Source organism: Amycolatopsis sp. NPDC051373, from assembly GCF_040689465.1.
Taxonomy (GTDB): Bacteria; Actinomycetota; Actinomycetes; order Mycobacteriales; family Pseudonocardiaceae; genus Amycolatopsis.
Genome location: NZ_JBFBAE010000040.1, coordinates 43,111 through 61,268, shown reverse-complemented (window position 1 = coordinate 61,268; position 18,158 = coordinate 43,111). Strand labels below are relative to the sequence as shown.

Annotated in this window: 13 protein-coding genes and 2 pseudogenes; 10 read left to right on the top strand and 5 right to left on the bottom strand. The window is 68.4% G+C overall.

The window, feature by feature from the left end:
- Window positions 1-707 precede the first annotated feature (707 nt).
- Window positions 708-1,046 (top strand): MerR family transcriptional regulator, encoded by a 339-nt coding sequence (locus tag AB0383_RS45585; RefSeq protein ID WP_364187426.1) that lies wholly within the window; start codon window positions 708-710, stop codon window positions 1,044-1,046.
- 179 nt (window positions 1,047-1,225) lie between these two features.
- On the opposite strand, the gene AB0383_RS45580 is transcribed toward AB0383_RS45585, so the two are convergent.
- Window positions 1,226-1,678, bottom strand: coding sequence for a DUF4158 domain-containing protein (locus tag AB0383_RS45580; protein ID WP_364187473.1), 453 nt, complete (start codon window positions 1,676-1,678; stop codon window positions 1,226-1,228).
- 531 nt (window positions 1,679-2,209) lie between these two features.
- On the opposite strand from AB0383_RS45580, the pseudogene AB0383_RS45575 reads away from it, so the two are divergent.
- From AB0383_RS45575 to AB0383_RS45555, 5 genes and pseudogenes are all read left to right on the top strand, one after another.
- Window positions 2,210-3,658 (top strand): annotated as a pseudogene (locus AB0383_RS45575) (alkaline phosphatase family protein); the annotation flags it as partial.
- Window positions 3,659-3,760: 102 nt separating this feature from the next.
- A complete protein-coding gene (locus AB0383_RS45570) occupies window positions 3,761-4,810 on the top strand; it encodes a glycosyltransferase (RefSeq protein WP_366190690.1) in 1,050 nt (349 codons plus the stop codon).
- Complete coding sequence (locus AB0383_RS45565; RefSeq protein ID WP_364187420.1) at window positions 4,807-5,643, top strand: polysaccharide deacetylase family protein; 837 nt, start codon at window positions 4,807-4,809, stop codon at window positions 5,641-5,643. The genes AB0383_RS45570 and AB0383_RS45565 overlap by 4 nt, the downstream gene beginning before the upstream one ends.
- Before the next feature lie 530 nt (window positions 5,644-6,173).
- Entirely contained in the window at window positions 6,174-7,007 is an 834-nt protein-coding gene (locus AB0383_RS45560; RefSeq protein ID WP_366190687.1) for an MFS transporter, read from the top strand.
- Window positions 6,902-7,660 (top strand): MFS transporter, encoded by a 759-nt coding sequence (locus tag AB0383_RS45555; RefSeq protein WP_366190685.1) that lies wholly within the window; start codon window positions 6,902-6,904, stop codon window positions 7,658-7,660. Before AB0383_RS45560 ends, AB0383_RS45555 begins: the two co-directional genes overlap by 106 nt.
- Window positions 7,661-8,098: 438 nt before the next feature.
- On the opposite strand, the gene AB0383_RS45550 is transcribed toward AB0383_RS45555, so the two are convergent.
- Window positions 8,099-9,661, bottom strand: coding sequence for a metallophosphoesterase family protein (locus AB0383_RS45550; RefSeq protein WP_364187415.1), 1,563 nt, complete (start codon window positions 9,659-9,661; stop codon window positions 8,099-8,101).
- Window positions 9,662-11,480: 1,819 nt separating this feature from the next.
- On the opposite strand from AB0383_RS45550, the gene AB0383_RS45545 reads away from it, so the two are divergent.
- From AB0383_RS45545 to AB0383_RS45535, 3 genes are read left to right on the top strand one after another with little or no spacing between them, the layout of a single operon-like run.
- Window positions 11,481-12,683, top strand: a complete 1,203-nt coding sequence (locus AB0383_RS45545; protein WP_366190683.1) for an acyl-CoA dehydrogenase family protein — start codon at window positions 11,481-11,483, stop codon at window positions 12,681-12,683.
- A 52-nt stretch (window positions 12,684-12,735) separates the two neighbouring features.
- Entirely contained in the window at window positions 12,736-13,953 is a 1,218-nt protein-coding gene (locus tag AB0383_RS45540) for a CoA transferase (RefSeq protein WP_366190681.1), read from the top strand.
- A 29-nt stretch (window positions 13,954-13,982) separates the two neighbouring features.
- On the top strand, window positions 13,983-14,762 hold the full coding sequence (locus AB0383_RS45535; RefSeq protein WP_366190679.1) for a crotonase/enoyl-CoA hydratase family protein: 780 nt from the start codon (window positions 13,983-13,985) through the stop codon (window positions 14,760-14,762).
- 74 nt (window positions 14,763-14,836) lie between these two features.
- On the opposite strand, the gene AB0383_RS45530 is transcribed toward AB0383_RS45535, so the two are convergent.
- A complete protein-coding gene (locus tag AB0383_RS45530; RefSeq protein WP_366190677.1) occupies window positions 14,837-16,099 on the bottom strand; it encodes a helix-turn-helix domain-containing protein in 1,263 nt (420 codons plus the stop codon).
- A gap of 36 nt (window positions 16,100-16,135) precedes the next feature.
- Window positions 16,136-16,669, bottom strand: coding sequence for a DUF1275 family protein (locus AB0383_RS45525; RefSeq protein WP_366190710.1), 534 nt, complete (start codon window positions 16,667-16,669; stop codon window positions 16,136-16,138).
- Between AB0383_RS45525 and AB0383_RS45520 the strand changes: the two are divergent.
- A pseudogene (locus AB0383_RS45520) lies at window positions 16,596-17,042 on the top strand (AMP-binding protein); the annotation flags it as partial. The gene AB0383_RS45525 and the pseudogene AB0383_RS45520 sit on opposite strands and share 74 nt — an antisense overlap.
- Window positions 17,043-17,183: 141 nt before the next feature.
- Here the strand turns inward: AB0383_RS45520 and AB0383_RS45515 are convergent.
- Entirely contained in the window at window positions 17,184-17,837 is a 654-nt protein-coding gene (locus AB0383_RS45515; protein WP_364187398.1) for a BON domain-containing protein, read from the bottom strand.
- Window positions 17,838-18,158: the final 321 nt, after the last annotated feature.

Below are 18,158 nucleotides of genomic sequence, written 5' to 3'. Positions count from 1 at the left end.
GTACCGAGAGAGACAACGTCAAGCATGCGCGGGAGATGACGGAACTACCCGCGAAGTGGGACAAGACGGTCAGGCAGGACGGGGCCAATCAGTGGACAGGTCTCGGCTGGTGACCGGTGAACGATCCTGGACCGGGCCCGGAAGACGCACTAGGTCAGACGGTCCCGGCGCAGAACGCAAGCGGCCAGGTGCGCTTGTGAGGTTGTTTTACTGCAGCACCAAGTCAGTACGCGGTATCGAATCAGGTAGTGATAAGGCAAGTCAGTTAAGTCAGTTTGTGCAGGACGGTCAGGTGGCCGGAACCGATCACGGACGGGGTTCCGGGCAGTGACCAGCGGCGTGACGCGTGCTGGGGCCGATCAGTGGAAGGGTTCCAGCCGGTGACGTTCGCAGCAGTCGCAGTACACGAAGTCGCAGTACATGAAGTGGTGCACAGTAAGAGGAAAATACAGGAGAGAAGGGAAAGGGCACATCATTGGATCGCCCGCAGCGGCTGGGCAGTAGTGCCGCGCGGGTACCGCAGTCCCATCGGATTGGAAGGTGGTTCTCGGTTACGAATAAGCGATCTCCGCACCGTCCGGCTCTCGGACGGACACCGCGGATACAGGAAGCCGGCCTCACAGTCGGTTGACAATGGTGAAACCCAAACCCCTGGGACCCCGGGTGCCGTGCGCGGCATCCGGGGTCCCTTGTGATGTGGAGGTGGAATGATTCCTGACCAACGCGAGACCCCCGCCCCCGATTCGGGCGGGGCCGACAAGTTCGACGACGACCAGTACCCCGCCTACACCATGGGCCGGGCCGCGGACATGCTCGGCACAAGCCAGAACTTCCTGCGCAGCCTCGACGAGGCCGGCCTGATCGAGCCCCAGCGCTCGGCCGGCGGACATCGTCGCTACTCCCGCCACCAGCTGCGCATCGCCGCACGCGTACGGGAACTAGTCGACCAAGGCACCGCTGTCGACGCCGCCTGCCGCATCATCTCCCTCGAAGACCAGCTCCACGAATCCCACCGCCAGAACACCGAACTGCGTTCGCGCGAGTAACCCCGGCCCGGGTGTGCCGCGCAGACTCCGCGGCTGGTCACCGGGGACACCGGCCGCTCCCACCACCAGGACGCACTGCCCCGGCCGCCGTCCTGTATCCGTCACGTCGGCAGCGACAAGGACGGCCGGATCGGTTGAGCGAAACACCTACAGCCACGACCTTCGCGCCCCTCCTCGACTCATTGGCGGCCGGGCAACGAGATCAGAAGCACGGGTGGCCCGGCACAAGCTGAGGATCGCGCCGGGCCACCTGCTGTGGACGGGTTTACGGAGTGGAGTCGGTGGCGGCGCTGCCGACGATGTGGATCGGGCCGATGTCGATTTGGGAGACATCCATCGTGCGCAGCACCGTGATGAACAGTCCGAATGTGATCGCGGCGCACCGCGGCGATGTCCTCCGGCACGAAACCCAGCCACGGCAGCGTGCACAACTGGATCGCCACCCTCAGCCGGTTCCCCGTCCCGCGCGCAGACGACTCCAGGCACGCCCGATCATCCGCGCCGAGCGTGAAATGCCGGATCAACTCGTCCCGGCCTAGCTCCTCCGACCGCAACCGCCTGATCTCCGCATCGGAGAAGAACCTCGTAAACACCCGACACCACCCGCCCGAAACGATCAACGACGGGCACATCCTCACCACGCTCGCCCGCCAGCCAATCCCGGGCCCCACCGGCAAACCCGATCGCACACAGGTGATGGGACAGCCCTGACCAGCAGCACCACGACCAACAGTTGTTTTTTCGCGTTCCGAGCGCGTCCCTTCGCTGCCCCACATGCACCGAGAATCCCATGTCAGATTCGGTCAGTACCAGACTTTGACGGCAATTCATGACACCTGCCGGAGGACATTGCTCTGATCGAGACCACATTTGGAACCGCGCCGGGTGCGGCGCCAGCATCCGGCGGAAAAGGGGCGGATCAACGCTTTTTGCCGAGGCTTCGAGATGGCGGCAGATGCCCGGTGGTGGGGCCCGGCCCACCACCGGGGAGGGCGGTCAGGCGCGACGGGCGCGGGGTTTGCCGTCGTCGGTGACGAAGGTGGCGAGGGTGTAGAGCGGGGCGTCCTGGCGCAACACGGTGTCTGAGACCCGAAAGTCCGCGCGCCACTGCTGCGGTGTGAGGTCGACCTGGATGTAGCCGCGCTGGTTGTTCGGCGCTCGCGAGGCTGGTGGCGCACGGCACGCAGTACACGCACGCGAACACCCCCGTGCCCTCGGATTCGTTCCCCGGCCTCGTCGCCCAGGTCACCGGCGGCAACCCCGCGACGACCGGCGTGTACTACGACGCCACTTACAACCACGCGCTGTTGCCCGCGGGCACCACGAACTGCACCGGCGTGAAGCCGGGCACCGGAGCGGACTACACCGAGGATCTCGACCTCGACAAGAACTCCGTCGACGCCGGGCAGGGCCTCGCCGGTCTGCCCGGCAGCGTGCTGAAGATGACCGGCAACCCGCGCACGCTCATTGACCCGGCGAAGCTGCCGGTCGACCCTCGCACGTGCAAACCCGTTTACCCGCACCAGTACCTGCAGGTGAATACGGTGTTCGAGGTGGCTCGCCAGGCCGGGTTGCGCACCGCGTGGTCGGACAAGCACCCGGCCTACGAGCTGCTGAACGGCCCGTCCGGCACCGGCGTGCAGGACCTGTTCACGCCGGAGATCAACAGCCAGGTGCCCGCCGGACCGCCCGGCGGGGACTGGACTACGGACAACGCCGCGACCCAGCAGTACGACTCATACAAGGCGCGCGCGGTGCTCAACGAGATCGACGGCTACGACCACAGCGGCACCACGAAGGTCGGCACGCCGGCGGTGCTCGGGCTGAACTTCCAGTCGGTGTCGACCGCGCAGAAGCTCCCCGTCTCCGGCGGCCAGGCCGGCGGGTACACCGCCGGCGGCGCACCCGGGCCGGTCGTGCGCTCGGCACTGGACTTCGTGGACCAGGAGCTCGGCGCGTTCACCGCGGAGCTCCAGCGGCGCCACCTCGACCAGAGCACCACGATCGTGCTGTCCGCCAAGCACGGCCAGTCGCCGATCGACTCGAACGCGCTGACCCGCATCGACGACGGCGCCCTGCTCGACGGTCTCAATGCGGCCTGGCGCGCGGCCCACCCGGGCGCGCCCGACCTCGTGGCCCAGTCGACCGACGACGACGCGATGCTTCCTTGGCTCACCGACCGCTCGGCCGCGGCCACGACGTTCGCGAAGAACTACCTTCTCGCGCAGTCCGGCACCGGCAACGGGGTCGCCGGCGCGCCCAAGCCGTTCGTCCACTCCGGACTGACGACCGTCCACGCGGGAGCGGACGCCGCGCGCTACTTCGGCGTGCGCCCCGGCGATGCCCGGGTGCCCGACCTCGTCGGCCTCACCGTGCCCGGCGTGGTGTTCGCCGGCGGGCAGTCGAAGATCGCCGAGCACGGCGGAGCGGCCGCTGACGACCGGGCCGTCCCCCTGGTCGTCAGCGGCACCGGCCGCGGACGCAGCGTCGGCGGCTCGGTGGAGACCACGCAGATCGCGCCGACGATCCTGCGGCTGCTGCATCTCGACTCGCGCTCGCTCGCCGCGGTGCGCGCGGAAGGAACCCGCGAGCTGCCGGAGCTCGACCGGTAGTGGACCGGCGCCCGCACCGCGAGTGCGGGCGCCGCGCACCGGACGAAACAGGCACGGCGCACCCGGAAGAACCGAACGACTACATGGATGTAGATTTACTACATGCCTGTAGAACTTTCCGAAGGCGACCGCGTGGTGATCGTGTCCGCGCGGGTGGGCGCCGGGCACGACGGTGCGGCGCGGGAGCTCGCCCAGTGGCTGGCCGAGCGCGGGGTGCGCGCCGACCGCGTCGACTTCCTCGACCTGCTGCCGGGCCGGCTCGGGCAGACGCTGTGCGGCGCCTACCACCGACAGTTGCAGGTCGCCCCGCGCAGCTGGGACTGGCTGCTCGGGGCACTCGGCTCGCCGGCGCTCGCGGCGATCGCCCGGCGGCTCGCGGCGCTCGCGTCCGCCGGGCTGGCCGAGGTGGTGGGCGACGACGCCCGGCTGGTCGTGTCGACTTACCCGCTCGCGACCCACGCGGCGGCGCACCTGCGGGCGCGCGGACGGCTCGCGCCGAGGCTGGTGGCGTACCTGACGGATCCGTCGGTGCACCGCCTGTGCGTCAGTGCGCAGGCCGGCCTGACCGTGGCGCCCAACGAGACCGCAGCGAGGCAGGCGCGAGCCTGGGGCGCGGGCCGCGTGCTGGTCGCGCCGCCCTTGGTCGCGCGGGAGTTCCGGCCGGTCGCAGGCGCGGCCGAGCGGACGCGGCTGAGGTTCGCGCACGGTCTGTCCGCGGATCGCGCGCTGGCCCTGGTCGTCTCGGGGTCCTGGGGCGTCGGAGAGGTCGAACGGACGGTGGCCGACCTGCGTGCCGACGGTTCGGTCGAGCCCGTGGTCGTCTGCGGCCGCAACGACGCGTTGCGCGAACGCCTGCGGAACGCGGGGCACCGGCACGTGTTCGGCTGGGTGGACACGATGGCCGACCTGATGCGCGCGTGCGACGTCGTGGTCCAGAACGCGGGCGGGCTCACGACTTCCGAAGCCCTCGCGACGGGCCTGCCGGTACTGACCTACCGCTGCCTGCCCGGCCACGGCCGCGCCAACGCCGCCGTGCTGGACCAGGAGGGCACCGTGCCGTGGGTGCGGACGCCGGACGCGCTCGGCCCGGCATTGCGTGCCGCTCTGGCCCGTGAAGCCGCGCCGGCCCTGCCGATCGAGGTGGCCGGATGATCCGCGTGGCGGCGGCGGGCGCGCTCGTGGCGCACGCCGCCCCGGCCGCGTTGTTCCTGCCGCACCTGCGCACCGACGCGCTCGCCGGAGTGGGTGATCCCGGGCACGTCGCGCTCACCTTCGACGACGGCCCGCACCCGCGCTCGACCCCGCATTTCCTGGCCCTGCTCGCGAAAACCGGCACGCGGGCGACGTTTTTCGTGCTCGGCCGCGAACTCGCCCGGTGCCCGGAGCTCGGGCGCGAGATCGTCGCCGCCGGGCACGAGCTCGCGGTGCACGGCTGGGACCACCGTTGTTTCCTGCGCCGGTTCCCGTCCGCTCTGCACGACGACCTCGCGCGGACGGTCGAGCTGATCACCGACGTCGCCGGCGTCAGGCCGCGGTGGCTGCGCGCGCCCTACGGGGTGTTTTCTGCCGGCTCCCTGGTCGCCGCCCGGAAGCTGGGCCTGCGGCCCGTGCTGTGGACGGCCTGGGGGTTCGACTGGTCCGCCCGCGCGACTCCGGCGTCGGTGGCCGCGACAGTCCACAAGGGACTTCGCCCCGGCGGCACGATCCTGTTGCACGACTCGGACACCGCCGCCTCCACGGTCGGTTCGTGGCGGTCAGCGCTCGGCGCACTCCCGGCGATCCTGGTCGGCTGCGCGGACCGCGGTCTCGCCGTGGGACCCCTTCGTGAACACGGAGTGGGACGCGCACGAGGCCTGCTGGGCGGCTTCGATATCGGCGTGCATCGCGATCGCGGCCTGAGCCCCGGCTCCGGCGGACCAGCCGCAGCAGCCGAGTACCACGGCGACCGCGAAGGCGGTCAGCACACCGCGACGGCGCGGGGGTGACGCGGGGATGTCGAGCAGCGCGCGCACTCGACGGCGGGTGCCGGGTGAACCACCAGTTCTCGACGGCGTTGACCACACCGCCGAGAACAATCTCCCGCAGCCAATTCACAGTCCGGACGGAGACACTCGCGTCGCCGGGGTAAGCGAGCGCGTAGCCGTAAGTGCCGGCTGGGTAGGCCAGCAGGGCCGCGATCACCAGCAGCACGATCCGGCGTCGGCGGCGCTTCGGCCGCGGCGGCGCGGGTGGCTGCCGGGCCACCGGCTGTGGCGGAAGGAGGTGCGGCGGAACCGGGTGCGGAAAGTGCTGGTCGGCGGACATGTCCGCAAGCTATTCCGGGCCTGGTGCACGCCCGGAAAGCCGCGGGTTACGAGACATCCCTTAGCGGTGGAATCCACCGTCAATTGATCGGAGTGCTCTGATGTCGATGGCGTCGGCCATGGGTCCGCGTAGGGACCACGCAAGCACCGGGAAGGCTCCGGCGCGGGACCACCTACATGCCGTCCGCCGGTCCGGCGCCGGGTTCTGGACGGTGGCCGTGGTGTTCATGACGGCCATGGCGTTCTCCACGGTTCCCACGCCGCTGTATCCGCTGTACCAGGTTCATGACGGGTTCTCCACGTTCACGGTCACCGTCGTGTTCGCCGTCTACGCCGTTGGTGTGCTGATCAGTCTGTTGCTCGCCGGGCACGTCTCGGACTGGCTGGGCCGGAAGAAGGTCATGACGGCGGCTCTGGCGCTGGAACTGCTAGCCGCCGCAGTGTTCCTCGCCACGCCGTCACTGCCGGTGCTGATCGTCGCCCGGCTCGTCACCGGCCTCGGCGTCGGCATGCTGTCGGCGACCGCCACCGCGTATTTGCACGAGCTGCACAGCGCTGACCGGCCCGGCGCCTCGACGCGGCGGTTCGAGATTGTGTCGACCGCGGCCAACATTGGCGGGCTCGGCCTGGGTCCGATCGTCGCGGGAGTGCTCGCCCAGTACCTGGGTGCGCCGCTGCGTCTGCCGTATGCCGTCTTCGTCGTGCTGCTACTCACCGGCGTCGCCGCCGTCGCGCTAACACTGGAGACCGTCCACAGGCCCGCGGTCCGGCCGGGCTACCGTCCGCAGCGGGTCGGGGCGAGTCGCGGTGACCGCGGATACCTCGCCGCGGCCGCGGCCGGATTCACGTCCATGGCCGTGTTCGGCCTGTTCACATCCGTGGTACCCGGCTTCGTCGGCGGGACCTCCACCACCCGTCCCGCGCGCTGGCCGGACTGGTCGTGTTCGCCGTGTTCGGTGCCGCAGCGGCGGCGCAGACGGGCACCGGCCGGCTCGGCACACGGACTCGCCGGCACATCGGGCTGCTCGCCCAGGCCGTGGGTATAGCGGTCCTCGCGGTCGGTATGCACGCTGCCAGCCTGCCTGTGTTCCTGCTCGCTGGGATCATCGCCGGAGCCGGCGCCGGGGTGCTGTTCAAGTCTGCCGTCGGACACGTGGCCACCACGGCCACCCCGGCCCGGCGCGGCGAAGCCCTCGCCGGCCTGTTCCTCGCCTCCTACCTCGGTCTGGCCCTGCTCCCCGCCGGGCTGGGCGTCGCCAGCCGCTCCATGAACGTGACCGCCGCGACGACGTGGTTCGCCGCCGTCGTATTGGCCCTGCTCGCCGCCGTCGCCGTGCTGACACGCCACCGCGGGCCCACCACATCCCCCGAGCCCGCTAATGCTCGGCCCCTCCAGGAGCACGACGGGAGTGCACCTCACGTTCACCCACCAGCGCGGATCGGCTTGAGCCCGGTCTGCCAGGGCCTCGTCAGCGCGATGTTGTGGTCCGGCGACCCCCTGGCCGATTACGCGCGCGGCACGGAAGCGGGGCGCGATGGTGCGATGGGCGGACAGCCCGAGGTCGCGGGCGCACCACCCGGTGGCGGAGCGCGGGCCATCACAGGCGGCCCGTCCCGAGCCGATGTTCGCGCAGCAGGAACCGTCTTCCGCGAAAGAAAAACAGGCCTTCGCGCAGGAGGAACCGGCGGCGCAGCCTAAGCCTGCCGGGGGAAGAATAGGTCGCAGACATGGACAACAGTGGCTGAGCCGATCGCCGCAGTCGTGCGCGCCGCCGCCCCCGGCCGGCGCTCGTGGTCCTCCGGCGAACACACCCACCTCGAGGTGCGTGGCATGCATCAGCCGGGCAAAGCGCGAACCGGGCCGACCGGATCGCTCTTTACGTTTTCCTGATACTGACCTGAGGTCGCGGCTGCGCACCGAACTGGGCCCGTCCGGGCGGCGGCGCACCTCGTCATCGCGCCCGCGATGACGAGGTGGGGCCGACTACCACCGCCAAAGCACCGGCGTGTCCCAAGATTCACAACGGGAAGGGCCACAATTCTCTGACATACCGGAGCTACTCAACGCTGACACAGCCAGCCGCTGGGCTGGGCTTTAGCACATATTCCGCAGGACGCAGTTGCTATGCACTAACGGTCAGCCCCGCGTGCCGGCCGCGGTCCGTTCGGGCCGGCGGAGGCCGGAGAGATCGACCTTCTTGACGATGTTGCGGTCCACCACGTTGTTCCCCAGCGCAAACTGCGCCCAGCTTCCCGCGAGTTCCTGACGGCTGCGCTCGCTCCACTCGCGGGCCAGGTCGCTGCGCGACTTGTGGAAGTTCAGAGCGAACCCCTCGCTGTGCAGCCGGAGGATCGAGAAGCCGCCCGGGTACTCCTTGGCCGCGGCGACCTCCTGCAGGGTCACCCGCGGTGCGCTCGGGCTGACCGTGTGGTGGTTGCGGTGAGTGTGTCCCGCGTGGTGCAGGAAGACGCCCGGAGTCTTCGCGTAGGTCTCCAGGATCGACGCGGCCTGGGCGGCGTCTAGCGAGCTGCTCGACTTGATCGGCTTCGACGACTCCTGAACGACGAGCGGGTGGTGACCGAACACGAGGGTCGGCTGCTCCTTGTGCTCGGCCAGGTCCTTCATGAACCAGGCGTACTGCTCCGCTGCCAGTGCACCCGCGTCGCCTCCGCCGCCGGCCTTGTCGTACGTGTCGAGTCCGATCACGTGCAGACCGGAGAGATCGGTCGAGTAGAAGGCGACCTCGTCGTCGGGGAAGTAGCGGTCCTGGAAGCAGTCGTTGCCCTGCCAGCGACCGACCCGGCAGTTCGCGTAGGGGTCGCCGACGTGCGCCCGGTCGTGGTTGCCGCGCGTGAGGAAGTAGTCCTCGCGGTACACACCGAACCGGTCGAGCAACTGACCGGCTCGGCTGAGGTCGCCGGGTACGGCCTCGGCGGAGATGTCACCCGCGGCCAGGAGGTAGGTCGGGTCGAAGCTTCGGACGTCGCGCACCAGGGATTCCAGCATGACCTCGGGATACGGCGGCTCGCCCGGGACCTGGACGATCGGGATGACCGACGGGTCCCCACCGACGAGCCCAGCCTGCGTCTCGCCCATGTGCAGGTCGTTGCACAGCACCACCGAGAAGAGGTAGCGCCCCGGCGGCGGCTGCGGCGTGGTGAACGAGAACGGGCCGCCCGGAGTACCCAGGCCGTAGTCGCTGGTGCCGACGGCGTTGCCGGCGATGAGCGTGAACACCATGGGAGCAGCCAGCTTCCCACGGGAACGCGCCTGGTAGTAATACGTCTGCCCCGGCTCCAGGCCGGTCAACTCGACGTGGTGGTACGGGGTGAGTGGACCGCTCTGGCCGGCGACGCGGTTGAGCCGGCGGGGGTTGGTGCCGTACCAGACCTCACCGTCAGCGGGCAGCGGCACCATCCTGCCCGTGCCGTCGTTCGTGCCGGCCTCGCCGGTGTACCAGGTCACCACGGCCCGGTCCTCCGTCAGAGTCACCAGTTCCAGGTTGACCGGCACGACCTCGCCGGTCCCGGCAGCGCCGGTGGACGCGTCGCTTCGAGCGGGATCGACCACTCCCGCCAGCGGTATGGCCGCAGCAGCGATCGCACTCCAGCGAAGAATGTCTCGACGGGTCACATCACAACCAGGCACGCACAGCCTCCGGAATACCTCCCCAGGCCGAGTCGCCGGGGACGCCAACATCCCACCTCACCAGACCGTGGACTGAAAAGAACCCACGCAGTGAACACCATGTGTCAGCACCGGATCACCGGCACAAACAACGTCGCTGTCAACAGCCAGACGGCCCAGCGCGACCGGCGCGAAACTCCCGGCGTGCGCATACCGGGCGACGGCGCTGGCAGCTTGCTGGGTTCGCCACCGCCGACGTGGGATGCCTCCAGCACGCGGGCCGGCCAAGCCCTCCACATCGTCTACGGAGCCAACCAGGTGCTGCGATCGGCGGCGGATGCCTCGCTGCGGCGTCAGCGGTGGCGTGAACCCCAGCTCCGTCGCCGGCTGGCCCCTCACCGGTCGGGACGCGGGGCCGGTTGTTTCCGTTCCTGCGCATCCGGCGGGCACCCCTCGGGGCCCGCCGGAGGCCTTGCCCCGATCTCGGCCGCCGGGTCGACGATCAGGTCCTGCGGAGGCCTGCAGACTCTCGTATCCAGTACGTGAACAGACGTTCCGGTGGGGCCGGGTGACGGCTGTGGTCGGGCGATCGCCTCGTCGACCACGCTCGCGGGGCCGAGCCGGCGATGTGCGCCATGGTGTGCAGCTGGATCAACGAGCTTTACCACGGTGACGGACCCAGCCCAGCCCGCTCGCCGATGGTCACCAGTCCGCACGCTCGGTGACCTGGTCGGGCGAAGGCCGGAGCTGGAGTCCCGGTGGCCGACGTGGTGCGGGCGCCGCGCGCTTCGCCGCGGTGATGCGGGGGAGGCTGTGATGCGGGGGAGGCTATGGCCTTCTCCGATCCACGGTCTGTGCACGGGGCGCGGTCACGGATCAGCGTCACCGCGGCGCGGGCGGGGCGTCTTGTCGCTCATTCTCCGGTCAGGTCGTCGAGCGTGCGGGCCAGGGCCAGTTCCGCGGGCCGGGTCTGGAGACCGGTGCTGGAACGCGGCCTGGATCCGGTGTTGTGTCTCGGCGAGGATCCACGCGTACCTGCCGATCCTCGTTGACGAGCGGCCAGATCCGCACTGGGACGGCTGCAAGCTGAAGGCCACAGGGTGTCGCCGGGCGGGCTTTGGCCAGTGTCGGCTGCGGTTGGGGTGTGCCCGTCGCCTGGGTGACACCGGCCTGCCGGGTGACGCGTTGCCCGGCAGGGAAGGCTGCGTCGGCGTCGTGAGACAGGCTCGGCGTGGCGAACTGAGGGGTCGGGGAATGCAGAGGGCCCGATCGAGCGGGAGTGGAACTCGGCCGGTGCGGAGTGGGTTCGCACCGGCCGGGTATCCCTGATGTCGCCTGAGCACTAGCGCAACCCGGCTGGAGGTGGGGGAAGCCTGTTCGTCGTCAGGGGCTCGAACCCTGGACCAGGGGCTAGAAATCTGAGGGAACCCAGTGTCGGCGAGTCGCGCCGGATGCCGGCGAATGCCGCTCACCGTGCGATCACTTGGTCCCGATGTGGTCGGGCAGTTGTGTTCGGTGGGCGAGTTGCAGTCGTTCCGGTCCCAGCCGAGCAGAACTCCGTAGTGGTGCGGGTAAAGCGTTGCCTGGCCCTGGTCCCCGTCCTGGGCGCGGGAATAGTGAGCCAGGCTTCCCGGACACGAAGGAGCGGCGCCTAGGTTGCGAGCGGGATACCGATGGATGGCTTCGTTCAAAAGCACGAACTTCTCACCGAATGCGGTATTCCGCGCCCAATGGCTGTCGCGCCGCCTGTTCCTAGTGTCGTGGTTACTGACTCGATCCAATCCACGTAGACGATAAGGAGCGGTAGATGAACGCGACACACGACACAGCATCCGGCTCGGGCCAGAGCACCCTGGCTGGGGCCTCCTCGGGAGGGAACGGGAGGTCGGGGGTGGAGCCGCCGGTGCTGGGTGGGCCCGAGCAGTCCGACTATTACCTGCTGGGTGAACTGCTGACCGACGAGCAGCGGGCCCTTCGCCAGCAGGTCCGCGATTTCATGGACCGGGAGGTCAACCCGGTCATCAATCCTTACTGGGAGCGCGCGGAGTTCCCGCACGAACTGGTCCCCAAGCTGGCGCAGTTGGGTATCGCGGGTTTCCAGATCGACGGCTACGGCTGCCCGGGTATGAGCAATGTGACGACCGGCGTGGTGATCCTCGAGCTGGCTCGCGGCGATCTGAGCATGTCGACGTTCACCGGTGTCCACTCGGCCCTGGCCATGACGTCGATCGCGGTGCTGGGCTCGGAGGAGCAGAAGCAGCGCTTCCTGCCGCCGATGGCGCGTTTGGAGAAGATCGGCGCGTTCGGTTTGACCGAGCCCGCGCATGGCACGGACGTGGTCAAGTTGGAGACGACCGCGCGCCGGGACGGTGATTCCTACGTGCTCAACGGTCACAAGCGGTGGATCTGCAACGCGACCTTCGCCGACTACGTGATCATCTGGGCGCGCGGCGATGACGGGCATGTGGGCGGCTATGTGGTCGAGAAGGGTACGCCGGGGTTCGATGCCCAGGCCATCACGGGCAAGACGGCGCTGCGCTGTGTCCAGAATGCTCAGATCTCTCTGACCGACGTCCGGGTGCCCGCGGAGAACCGGCTGGCGGGCGGCAACACCTTCCGCGATACCGAAAAGGTCCTGCTGGCCTCGCGCTTTTGCGTGGCCTGGGAAGCGATCGGCGCCGCCATCGCAGGCTATGAGACGGCCTTGGCTTACGCCAAGCAGCGGCACCAGTTCGGGATGCCGCTGGCCGCTTTCCAGCTCGTCCAGTACCGGCTGGCGCGGATGCTGGCGGACATCACCGACATGGTCTGCATGCAGTACCGGCTCAGCCAGCTGATGGACGAGGGCAAGTACTCGATGCCGCGAGTGGCGCTGGCCAAGATGCACTACACCGAACGCGCACGAGCAATCCTCGCCGACGCCCGCGACATGCTCGGCGGCAACGGCATTCTGCTCGACTACCACATCGCCCGACACCTGTGCGACATCGAGGCCATCGACACCTATGAGGGCACCGACACCGTTCAGGCGCTGATCGTCGGCCGGGACATCACCGGATACAACGCCTTCGTGCCCGCGGCTCCGCGCCGCTGACTCAGCACGCATCGCGTCGGCGCGACTGCCGACGCCGCCTGAATTTCCTGTCATGGAGAACACGCCCCTGCTGGAGGGCCTGCACGTCGTTGATCTTGCCAGCTTCATCGCCGGGCCGGCCGCGGCCACCGTCCTCGGTGACTTCGGCGCCGACGTCGTCAAGGTGGAACCACCGCACGTCGGCGACGCCTACCGTGGTCTCAGCCGGGTGCCGCCGAACCCTCATGTCGAAGGGGTCAATTACCCCTGGCAGCTGGACAACCGCAACAAGCGCAGCATCGCGCTCAACCTGAAGTCACCCGGCGCCAAGCTCGTGCTCGAGCGGCTGGTGCGGTGGGCCGACGTGCTGGTGACCAACTTTCCGCCGCAGACCCGGGCCAAGCTGGGCCTGGACTACGACGAGCTCGCCGCCCTCAATCCCCGGCTGATCTACGCCGATGTCACCGGCTTCGGTGAGGCAGGTCCGGATGCGCACCAGCCGGGCTTCGACGTCACGGCGTTCTGGGCGCGCAGCGGTCTGATGGACGTGACACGCCAGCGTGACGCGCCGCCGGCGATGAACGCCTTCGGATCAGGCGATCACGCGACGGCGACAACCCTGTTCGCCGGGATCATGACCGCGTTGTACCGGCGAGAGAAGACCGGTCAGGGCGCCCGCGTCACGGCGTCGTTGCTCGCGGAAGGTGCCTGGGCGGCGAGTATGTGGCTGCAAGCCGTACTGGTTGGGGCGAAGGGGCCTCGCCCGGTCGACCGGTTGCACCCGCCGAATGCGCTGGGGAACACGTACCGGACAGCAGACGACCGCTGGGTGCTGTTGGTGTTCGTCAACGAGGACAAGGAGGTCCCCCTGTTTCTTAAGGCCATCGGCCATCTCGAGGCGGCGCAGGATCCACGCTTCGCCGACACCGCGAGCCGTCGCGCTCACGCCGCCGAGATCGTCGCCCTGCTGGACAAGACGTTCGCGACCTGCCCACTGGCCGAGTGGCGTGAGGTTCTCGACGCCGCGGGCCTCACCTACGGAGTCGTCCAGACTCTCGAAGAATGCGCCCGCGACCCCCAGCTCCTCGCCAACAAGGTCCTCGTACCGATCGACGACGGCAGCGCTGAGCCGCAGCTGACCGTCGACAGCCCCGTGCACCTGGACCAGGAACAGAAGGTCCGCCCGCGCCCGGCCCCCGACCTGGGCGAACACACCGAGTCCGTGCTCGGCGACCTCGGCTTCGACGCTGCCGGAATCGAGGACCTGCGCACGGCAAAAGCGATCGACTGACGGAAGACCGAGAGAAGGGAACCATCATCATGACCACGGCCACAGGCGCCACCACGGTGCACACCGAGGAACGCGACGGCATATTCGTGATCACCATCGACCGGCCAGAGGCCCGCAACGCCATCGACGGCGCCACCGCCCGGGCACTGGCTACCGCCGTCGACCAGCTCGACGCCCGCGATGACCTCATGGTCGGCGTCCTCACCGGTACCGGAAGCGTTTTCAGCGCAGGCATGGACCTCACGGCGTTCGCGGCCGGAGACACGCCCGTCCTCCCGGGGCGGGGCTTCGCCGGCATCACCCGCGCCCAGATCAAAACGCCCCTCATCGCCGCCGTCGAGGGCTACGCACTGGGCGGCGGCACCGAGATGGCGCTGGCCTGCGACATGATCGTAGCCGCCCGAAACGCCACCTTTGGCCAGCCCGAGGTCCACTACGGCCTCGTGCCACCCGAAGGGGGCATCGTGCGCCTGCCCGAACGGATCCCCCGCAACATCGCGGTCGAACTCCTTCTCACCGGCGAGCCCCTGCCCGCCGAACGCGCCGAACGGCTCGGGCTGGTCAACCAGCTCAGCGAAGCGGGCCAGGCGCTGGACCGCGCTCTGGAACTGGCTGCTCGCATCGCGCACAACGCGCCACTGGCCGTAGCAGCCGTGAAACGCGTCGTCAACGAGCGAACTGCCTTTCGCGACCAGGATGCCTTTCCCGAGCAGGATCAGATCGTCTCACCCGTGCTGGCGTCTCAGGACGCGCGGGAAGGCGCCCGTGCCTTCGCCGAAAAGCGCGCGCCCCACTGGCAGGGCCGCTGACGGTGCCCAAAGACCACGGGGTTGGGCGAGGGCGCAACGCCGGACAAGGTGCGCTCCGGCGAGTGCACCTTGTCTCATGCCGAACCAGTTCGAAGGACCGCCGAGCCGAGGTATTCGACGGCGAGCAACGCCACCTCCAGATCGGTTCGCCCTTCTTGTACGGTCCGTCCCATGATTTTCTCGGCCTTCCGGATGCGGTACTGCACAGTGTTCTTGTGCAGAATCTGGCTGCTCGCAGTACCCGCGTAGCTACTTCCGGTGGCCAGAAAGATCTGCACGGTCTCGCGCAGCCGGGCGGAGCGCTCGTCATCGACAGCCAACGGACCGAGGACGCTCCATACCCAAGCACGCAAGTCCTCGAAGTGCGTACACATCAGGGCAATCGGAGCCACGTGAGAATACGCGGTGAGTTGTGCACCTGAAATCGCCACCGACGCAAGCTCCTGTGCGCACAGCGCCTGCCGATGTGTGCTGCGGAATCCCTCGATGCCGGGTGCCACACGTCCAGCGCATACCCGCACGGAAGGATCGCGGTTTTCGACCACGCTCGATAACCGTTCCCAGCAGACGTCGCTGTGTGAGCCCAATGGCAACCAAGCCCACGACACTATTTCATCTCGGGGGACGAACAGCGGCCTGGCAGGGCATTCGAACTCCTCGGCGATCTTAGTGGTGAGCCGGTCGAGTCGGGCCAGTCCCACATCGCCACGGGTAGGCTCGGGCAGCCAAGCCACCAGTCCGAGGTGATGTTGTCGCAGCCGGTAGCCAAGGGCTGGTTCCGCCCAGTCCAGGTCGACCTCCTTCTCGGCAAGGATGTCCCGCACGCGAGCGGCGCGCACCGCAGTCTGCGCCAGCAGCCAGCGGTCCCGCTCCATTTGGTGGACCTCAATGAGACGCTCAGTGACTCGGTCGATGTAGCTGAAGCTCACTTTCAGCATCCGCAGGTTCGTGGCGGCACAGAGGTCACCGTCGGCTTCCTGACGGTCAAGCTCTTGAAGGCACCATTGAAGAAAACGCCAATGCCCGATTCTGTACGCTCTGACCAAAGCGGTTATGGGCATATTCCTCTGGGCCAGCCTCTTGGCGTACTCCTTGGCTGCTACAGGCGCTTCGATATCACCCGGCGGAATGTCGTTTTCAAAAATGTGCAGCAAGGTGGTGACATTTTCCATGACGCTCGCCTGCAAGGCTTTAACGATGGCATCATCGCCCCGAAGTGGCGGTATTTCGGCAGTCAGATATAGCCATACGTCGCGGCTGACCTCGGGGAGGTGTGACTCCACGTTCGCTGCGACTACAGACAGTTGTTTTGCGGCGTCGGAGTTTCCCGCAGCCATCTTTGCAAGCTACCACTCCGTGTTCGCGACCCCCGCTCACGCGCGGGGTTCCTGGACAGTCGAGGGGTGGTTCAGTATGCAGTTTTTCACCCCGCTGCAGGTAACACCCGGGTTGTCGACCGTTTTGCGGATAGTCAGGTCCCAGATCAAGGCTGCCACCTGCCACCCGCCACGCTGGCAACCCGAGTCGGTCCCGCCGGGACCGGAACGCCGGCGGAACCCGCCCGCCGCTCTCGCTCCGCGACGTCCAGCCGGTCGTCGACCTCGGGATGCATTCTCTCCAAAGGCGCCAACGCATCGTGCGCACGCGACGGTGGCGCACGCGCCGGCGACGATGGCCACGAGGACCGTGGCAATCGCGATGACGGCTGTGGGGGGCCACTGGAGGATGCCCGCATCGGCTGCGGCGCTGGTGAGTATCGCGGCGGTGGAGCCGAGTCGTCGGTGTGGTTTGGCGCTGGGGTCGCGGACCAGTGCGCTGTCGGCGGTCAGGCCGGTGAGGGTCAGCGTCATTACGGTGGTGGTCAGGTCGCGCGCGCCGAGGCGGCGGACGGACCTGGCGCTGCGGATCTACACAAGCGGCCCGACAGGCTGTTCGAAGGGGGTACTCGGCCACTCGAACCTCACCGCGGTGGCCGGGGTGATTGCCGAAGCCATATATCTCGGTCCAGCGGACCACTGCCTGCTCGTGCATCCCCTGGTTTGGCCGACCTACTTCTCCACCGTCCCGACCATCTACGCTCGGCTCGCCGAATTGCCCGAGGACGTCCGGCCGGACACCTCCTCCGTGCAGTTAACGGTCTGCGAAGCGGCCCCAGTGCCGATGGAACTGCTGGCGCGCACCGAATTGCACCTCGAGGTCCCGCGCCTCGCAGGCTGCGGCCTGACCGAAGGCACCTGCGCGTGCACTGTCAATCCAGTCGACGACCCGCACAAGCCGGGCACCGTCGGTGTGGAAGGAAAACCAGGTACTTGGTGTCTTCTCGACGGGAAGTCCGCGGGCACCGCACGGGACGTAGTTGCAGCCGGCCTCCCGGCACCACCCCGCTGGCGCCGGGAGGCCGGCTCTGAACCGCGACGACGGTCAGCCGGTGATGTACACGTCGTCGCGGAGGTCGTAGACGCCTGCTGTCATCCATGCGGCGTCCAGTACGGCGTCGTGCTCGGCCCACGTACGCACGTGCCCGGTGAGCATGACGGTGTTGCCGTTGGTGTCGACGACCACGTCGCTGTCGTCGAGGATCAGCGCGTACCGGTCGAGCGCGTCCTGGACGGCCGCCAGCACGTCCACCGGGTCGGCGTCGTAGGCGATGTCGATGTCGTTCTTGACATTCCGCACACCGGTCAGCGAGCCCACCGCGGACGCGGCCGCGTCCCGCTCGGAGCCGTACTTCACGGTGCCCGTCAGCGTGATGTTGCCGCGACGCGCGCTGGCTTCGATTCCGGCTGGCACGGTGACGTTCACCGCGAGTGCGTTGTTCGCGGCAGTGGTCAGCATCGGGTCGTCACGTTCGTCGCCGGGCGGCAGCACCACCTCCAGATGGTTGTGCAGGCGGCTCACCCCCGCGACCCGGCGAGCGGCGGCGGCCGCGTTGAGGTACTGCGGGTAGCTGGGCACTGTGCCGTTGAGAGCGACGTCCCCGCGCAGGTTCTTCACGGTGATGTCCGTCGCTTCCACCGTCGGGTCGAAGATGAGCTCGGCTTCGACCGCCTCGCGGATGTCCTTGGTCTTGGTCATGCTCTGGATCCTTTCTGTCGGCCGGCTTTCGATGTCGACCGATCGCGTGTGTTTCTTGTTTTCCAGTACATCGAAGTGGTGGGCTGTCGTAAAAGTGATGGGGCCTGTCCTGCCATAGGTCGCCGCAATGGCTGCGGCAATCCATGCGGCTGCACCAGCGTGTCGCATACCAGACAGGCCACAGTGGCCGGAGCGATGTCCGAGTCGTCGAGGAAACAGTGGCAATGGCCGGCTGAGTCCTCACCCGGCCATTCGGTCCACCAACCGAGGCCGTCGCGCCACACCACTATCACCTCTCGGCGGACATACGGTCTGCCGGGC